This window comes from Glycomyces tarimensis (assembly GCF_054776215.1).
This window is the reverse complement of the sequence record NZ_BAAHCB010000005.1, coordinates 178,221-183,630: the sequence shown is the minus strand read 5'-3', so window position 1 is coordinate 183,630 and position 5,410 is coordinate 178,221. Positions and strand designations below refer to the sequence as shown.

Below are 5,410 nucleotides of genomic sequence, written 5' to 3'. Positions count from 1 at the left end.
CCCCCCCCCCCCCCCCCCCCCCCCCCCCCCCCCCCCCGCGCCGGTTATTCGGCGACGCCGACCAGTTCGTAGCCGGCCTCGTCGACCGCTTCGCGGACCGCGTCGGTCGCGAGCTCCTCGGTGCTGGTGACGGTGACCTTGCCAGAGTCGACGGCCACGTCGACGTTCTCGACGCCGGACAGGGCCGTGACCTCCTGGGTCACCGCGCTGGCGCAGTGGCCGCAGGTCATGCCCTTGACGAGGTAGGTGGTCTGCATGTTCGCTCTCCTTGGAATCGTGCGTACGGGTCAGGTCCTGAGCAGCCTGGCGACCGCGTCAGTGGCCTCCTTGACTTTCGCTTCGGCCTCGGCGGGATCGCCCTTGACCTGCGCCTCGGCGACGCAGTGCGCGATGTGGCCTTCGAGGAGGTTCAGCGCCACGGCCTGCAGGCCCTTGGTGGAGGCGGAGATCTGCGTGAGGATGTCGATGCAGTACTCGTCGTCCTCGACCATCCGCTGCAGACCTCGGACCTGGCCTTCGATGCGGCGCAGCCGACGCTGGAGCGCGGCCTTGTCGCCGTGGTACCAGTAGCCGGTGCCCTCGTGGTGACCGCTCGGCGCGGCCTGCGGGCCGTCCGCTGGGGCGGCCCCGTGGGTGCTCTCGTCGCTTGCCATGGTGTGTACCTCCGTAGTGGCAGTCTATACCCCAGAGGGGTATATCGACAACTGCTCGTCATTCCCGTGACGCGGCCCGTAGTATTCCGTGCCATTCCAAGAGAAATTCTCTACCCGCCCTTGTCATCTCCGCCCCTTGGCTCTAACGTGAAGCCGTCGCGTCGGAAACTTCGACCGCACCCCGCGGTCGCCGTGCGACACCGCCGAATCGCCGAGCGCCCCAGCGCCGGCGAACCGGGGAACCAGGGCGATCGGCCCGGCGCGAGCGTCTCGGCCGATCGGGGTGAATCCCGCCTTCGGGCGGGTAGGGCGAACCTTCTTCCCGCCCGAATCCGACAGCTAACCCGGTAGGCGGCCGAAGGAAGGAGCGCATCACTGGTGCGTACCCGGCAACTGGTCGCCGCCCTCGCGGCCGTCCTGCTCGTGCCCGCCTCCGCGACGGTCCTGAGCGCGAGTCAGGCCACCGCCGAGCCCTCCCCCGAGGAGGTCGAGGCCGACATCGCCGAGCGCAACGCCGAACTCGCACTCGTCATCGAGGACTACAACGCCAAGAACGAGGAGCTCGAGGACGCCGCCGACCTCATCGAGGACATCGAGGCCGAGTTGCCCGCGCTCGAGCAGGCCGCGGCCGAGAGCACCGATCAGGTCGCCGACATCGTGGCCGCGGCCTACACCGGCGGCGACATGGCGATGGTCAATTCGATCCTCAACGGCGACCCGGACGAGTTCACCGACCGGCTGACGTACCTCCAGAGCCTCACCGACGCCGAGAACGCGCAGCTCCAGCAGCACTTGGAGCAGGCGGTCGCGCTCCAGACCCGCAAGGAGGAGCTCGAGGCGCTCCAGGCCGACTCCGACGAGATCCTCGCCGACCTCGCCGAGCAGCAGGACCAGATCGAGGCCGAGATCGACGAGCTCGAGATCCTGCTCGAACAGGTCACCCCCGAGCCGCCGCCGACCGACTGGGGCGACTACAGCGGCGACTCCGGCGTCGTGGCCTTCGCCTACGACCAGCTCGGCGAGCCGTACTCGTACGGCTCGGGCGGTCCGGACTCGTGGGACTGCTCGGGTCTGGTGCAGGGCGCCTGGGGCAGCGTCGGGGTCACCCTCTCGCACAACGTCCAGATGCAGTGGAACGAGACCGCGCGGGTCTCCCGCAGCGAGCTGCAGCCGGGCGACATCGTCTTCTACTCCGGGCTGGGCCACGACGGCCTCTACATCGGCGACGGCCAGATCATCCACGCCCCGCGCACCGGGGACGTGGTGAGGATCGCCGACATCGACATCATGGACATCCAAGGCTACGGTCGGCCCTAGGGCCCGCCGCCCCATAGAGACTCCCCGGCGTCGGCGCGGGCGCTCCCGTTGCTGACCCGCAATGCGCAAGCGCCGCCGCCGGGGGCCATCTCATGGTAGAGACGGCCGCAAAGCGGCACAAGCCACCCTCGAAGAACGGTGGTTGACAGCGGATGCGGGGCCTACCTGCCAGGCCCCGCATCCGCTCCACGGCGTCCGATGCGCACGATGCGAAATACACTGTACGGCGTACAATGTACGTCGCACTGTATAGACGGCGGTTATCCGGCGGGCTGCTCCTCGGCCGCCCAGTCGAAGCGCTTGCGGCTGCCGGTCCCGCCGGACTGCCACGGCTTCGGGCCCTCCAGCGGCCGGTAGCCGACGCCCATGGCGTCCAGGCGCGACAGGTGGCCCCGCAAGCGCTCCATGACCGGCTCGGCCTCGCGGGCTTCCATCGAGGCCCAGGCGACGTCGGCGAAGACGGCCAGGCGCGGGAAGGCACCGTATTCCACGTCCCGGGCGTTCGGCATGTACTCCGACCACAGCTGGCACTGCGCGCCGAGCACCGAGTCCGGGTCGACCCCCGCCGGCACCGGGTCCCAGTCGGCGACCTTCGCGGCCGGGATATGCCCGTGGATGCGCAGCGGCTCCTCGGGACCGTCGCCCTCGTAGCTGTCGAAGTAGACGTACGGCTCCGGCGCGACGATGACCTCGTGGCCCGCCGCGGCCGCCTTCTTGACATAGGCCTCGTTGCGCCACACCGACACCACCGCCTCGGCGGGGGCGCCGCCGTCGAGGATCTCGTCCCAGCCGATCACCCGCCGGCCCAGCGAGCCGATGTGGTCGGCGAAGGCCCTGGTGAACCACGCCTGGACGCCGCGGACGTCCGCGATCCCCTCGCGGTCCATGAGCTCCTTCGCCGCCGGCGAGGACTCCCACTGCACCGTCGGCACCTCGTCGCCGCCGATGTGGATGAACGGCGAGTCGAACACCGCCGCGACCGCGCTGAACACGTCGCGCGCGAACTCCAGGGCCGCCTCGGTCGGCTCCAGGACCTCCTCGAAGACCCCGAACGTCGTCGCGACCGGCTTGCCGGGGCCCGCACCGAGCTCGGGGTAGGCGGCCAGGACGGCGCGCGTGTGGCCCGGCAGATTGATCTCGGGAACCACGGTGACATGCCGCTCGCGCCCGTAGGCGACGATCTCGCGCAGGTCGGCGAGCGTGTAGAAGCCGCCGTGCGGGGTGCCGTCGAAGCCCGCGGCGCCGCGGGCGTGCCCGACGACGGTCTCGGCCCGCCACGACGCGGTCTCGGTCAGCTCGGGCCGGCCCGGCACCTCGACGCGCCAGCCCTGGTCGTCGGTCAGGTGGAGGTGGACGACGTTGAGCCGGTGGAGCCAGGCCCGGTCGATCATCGCGAGCACGAACTCCTTGGGCTGGAAGTGGCGGACGACGTCGACCATGACGCCCCGCCAGCGCAGCCGCGGCTCGTCCTCGATCGCGACGCACGGCACGACCGCCGGCGCGGCCGGGGCGGCGCGCAGGGCGTCGGCGGGCAGCAGCTGGCGCAGCGTGGCGATGCCGCGGGCGATCCCGGCCGGGTGCGCGGCGGCGAGGTCGACCCCGCCTGGCCCGGTCGTGAGCGCATACGCCTCGGAGTCGGTGGTGAAGTCGGCGGGGCGGGCGCCTTCGAGGCGCAGGCGCACGGCCGGGCCGTCGAAGGCGTCGACGACGGCCAGGCGCAGACCGGTGCCGCGCGCGAGCAGGTCGGACAGGAGCCAGGCGAGGCCGGTGGTCTCGGGGTCGGCGGCGACGACGGCTCCCAGTGAGGCGAGATCGAGCTCGCCTCCGGCGTCGGCGAGGTGCTGCGGCTGTGGGATCAGCGATAGGCGGCGCTGCATGCGGGGGCTCCTGTGGGTTAGGCGTCGGCGTCCTCAATTAATAGTTCAGTTTATTTATAATATAGGTATGCGCCGAGGCCGGCCAGTCCCGATCGACGGCGCCCTCGAACCGTCGATCGGTGCCGCGGCGGAGGCGTCCCCCGCCGCGGTCCGGCCGCCCTCGACACCGGCGCTAACGCACGATCGGCAACTGCTGCGTCGAGTCCATGTCCGAAGGCTCGCGCTGCCGGTTGATCGGCACCGGGGCCGACTCGGGCTCGAACGACGACCGACGCTCCTCACCCCCGGAGACCATGCCGAGCTGGCGGCGCAGGTCCCCCAGGTTCGAGCCGGCGCTGTCGCGCTGGCGCTGCAGCGTCGCGACCTCCTCGGCCAGCGGCTGGACGCGTTCCTCGGCGCGCTCGATCGCGCTGCGCCGCAGCCGCGCGGCCTCGGTCTCGGCCTCGGCCCTGATCGACCTGGCCTGGTCGCTGGAGCGCTGGAGCGCGTCCCTTGCCTGCTGGTCGGCCTCCTCGCGCCGCTCGATCGCCCGGTTCTCGGCGGTGCGAGCCCGCTCCTCGGCGACCGCGAGCCGCTCCTCGGCCTCGGCGACGATCCGCTGCGCGGTCGCGATGGCCTGCTGATGCCGGTCGGCCTCCTCCTTCTGAGCGCGCTCGCGCCGGTCCGCCTCGGCGAGCGTGAGCTCCTGGGTCTTCTTCTTGCGGTGCTCGACGGCCTCGGTGATGAGCCGCTGGGCCGCGGCCTTCTGCTCGTCGGCCTCCCGCGCGGCCATGGCCTTGACCTCGGTGACCTCGCGCTCGGCCGTGGCCCGCAGCACCGCGATCTCCCGCTCGGCGGCCGAACGCCGCTTCTCGGCCTCCGACCGCGCCTGGCTCTGCATCGTCTGGCACTCGCGCTTCGCGTCGGTGCAGGCCAGGTCGTGCGTGCGGCGGGCGTTCTCGCGCAGCTCGGTGGTCTCGGAGACGGCGCGCGCGCGGATCTCGGCGACGTCCTGCTCGGTGGTGGCGGTCGTCTCGAGGGCCTCGGCGCGCGCCGCGCGCGTCATCGTCTCGGCCTCGGCGCGGGCCTCGGTCAGGATCACCGCCTGCTGGCGCCTGGCGTCCTCGCGCTGCACGGCCGCGTCCTGCTCGGCGGCGCGCAGGATCTTCTCGACACGGGCGCCGAGCCCGGCCAGGGTCGGCTGCTCCTGCTCGGCGATCTGGGAGGCGCGGTCGCGGACGCGCCGCTCCAGGGCGGCGATCCGCTCCTCGGAACGGCGCAACTGGCTCTCGGCGTGGTCCAGGGCGGATTGGGCATCGACGGACTGCCGTTCGGTCGTCTTGATGTTCTGGTACAGCCGGGAGGTGAACTCGTCGACCTGATGGCGGTCGTAGCCGCGCATGCTGACGGCGAATTCGGGCCCGGTTTCCTCGAAGAATTTCGACATGGTCTTCCAGAGTTGACGTAATCACGGGAAACGGTTGATGAGTCATCATCACGCCCAGCGGGCACGAAATCGGCGACGACACGCACGCGGAGCGTGTTCGTCTTGGCGAAGAGCGCCGGCCGCGCCACCGCGCGGCC

5 protein-coding genes and 1 riboswitch are annotated in these 5,410 nt (G+C 71.4%); of the genes, 1 reads left to right on the top strand and 4 read right to left on the bottom strand.

From position 1 onward, the window contains the following. Window positions 1-44: 44 nt before the first annotated feature. Together ACYVK3_RS06425 and ACYVK3_RS06420 are read right to left on the bottom strand one after the other, a co-directional pair. A complete protein-coding gene (locus ACYVK3_RS06425) occupies window positions 45-257 on the bottom strand; it encodes a heavy-metal-associated domain-containing protein (protein ID WP_460496458.1) in 213 nt (70 codons plus the stop codon). Between the two features lie 30 nt (window positions 258-287). Then, window positions 288-653: a metal-sensitive transcriptional regulator gene (locus ACYVK3_RS06420; RefSeq protein WP_460496457.1), complete on the bottom strand. Its 366-nt coding sequence runs from the start codon at window positions 651-653 to the stop codon at window positions 288-290. A gap of 191 nt (window positions 654-844) precedes the next feature. Next, window positions 845-1,023, top strand: a riboswitch (cyclic di-AMP (ydaO/yuaA leader). A gap of 8 nt (window positions 1,024-1,031) precedes the next feature. Between ACYVK3_RS06420 and ACYVK3_RS06415 the strand changes: the two genes are divergently transcribed. Next, window positions 1,032-1,970 carry a C40 family peptidase gene (locus ACYVK3_RS06415; RefSeq protein ID WP_460496456.1) on the top strand — a complete coding sequence of 313 codons (939 nt, stop codon included), beginning with the start codon at window positions 1,032-1,034 and terminating at the stop codon, window positions 1,968-1,970. A 260-nt stretch (window positions 1,971-2,230) separates the two neighbouring features. On the opposite strand, the gene ACYVK3_RS06410 is transcribed toward ACYVK3_RS06415, so the two are convergent. Both ACYVK3_RS06410 and ACYVK3_RS06405 read right to left on the bottom strand, forming a co-directional pair. Beyond that, window positions 2,231-3,847 (bottom strand): beta-N-acetylhexosaminidase, encoded by a 1,617-nt coding sequence (locus ACYVK3_RS06410; RefSeq protein ID WP_460496454.1) that lies wholly within the window; start codon window positions 3,845-3,847, stop codon window positions 2,231-2,233. A 172-nt stretch (window positions 3,848-4,019) separates the two neighbouring features. Further along, on the bottom strand, window positions 4,020-5,273 hold the full coding sequence (locus ACYVK3_RS06405) for a coiled-coil domain-containing protein (protein ID WP_460496452.1): 1,254 nt from the start codon (window positions 5,271-5,273) through the stop codon (window positions 4,020-4,022). Window positions 5,274-5,410 lie beyond the last annotated feature (137 nt).

What these genes read in the sequence shown, in the direction of transcription:
- ACYVK3_RS06410 (WP_460496454.1), bottom strand. Translation starts at nt 3,847, where the DNA reads ATGCAGCGCCGCCTATCGCTGATCCCACAGCCGCAGCACCTCGCCGAC.
- ACYVK3_RS06420 (WP_460496457.1), bottom strand. Translation starts at nt 653, where the DNA reads ATGGCAAGCGACGAGAGCACCCACGGGGCCGCCCCAGCGGACGGCCCG.
- ACYVK3_RS06425 (WP_460496458.1), bottom strand. Translation starts at nt 257, where the DNA reads ATGCAGACCACCTACCTCGTCAAGGGCATGACCTGCGGCCACTGCGCC.
- ACYVK3_RS06405 (WP_460496452.1), bottom strand. Translation starts at nt 5,273, where the DNA reads ATGTCGAAATTCTTCGAGGAAACCGGGCCCGAATTCGCCGTCAGCATG.